The organism is Pontibacter sp. HJ8, from assembly GCF_054824225.1.
Genome location: NZ_JSYF01000533.1, coordinates 1 through 321, shown reverse-complemented (window position 1 = coordinate 321; position 321 = coordinate 1). Strand labels below are relative to the sequence as shown.

The 321-nt window shown below is 51.1% G+C and carries 1 protein-coding gene; it reads left to right on the top strand.

Annotation, left to right across the window (positions count from 1 at the left end; all coding sequences use genetic code 11):
* A partial coding sequence (locus OB13_RS18960) for a hypothetical protein (RefSeq protein ID WP_461491755.1) occupies positions 1–245 on the top strand: 245 nt, incomplete at its 5' end.
* Between the last annotated feature and the right edge of the window lie 76 nt (positions 246–321).

Sequence of the window (321 nt, the reverse complement as noted above, 5' to 3'; positions counted from 1 at the left end):
TAAGCAAGCGTACCGTGTCCGGCATCATCCGCTACGTCAACATCGACTACGACGGCGACATGAATTCCTATGTGGGCTACGAAATCCTCAACGCCCTTCGGCCCGGCAACAACCTCACCTGGTCCTTCAACGTGCAGCAGCGCCTGAGCAACGGCCTCAACATCTCCCTCAACTACGACGGCCGAAAGGCGAATAGCGTGGGGGCTGTGCATACGGGTAGAACGCAGGTGTCGGTGTTGTTTTAGAGAGGTGCTGCACTATAAGTAGATTCTTAAAGAATATATAGCAACGATTGTATGCTTTTTGGTAAATTGTGTAAGA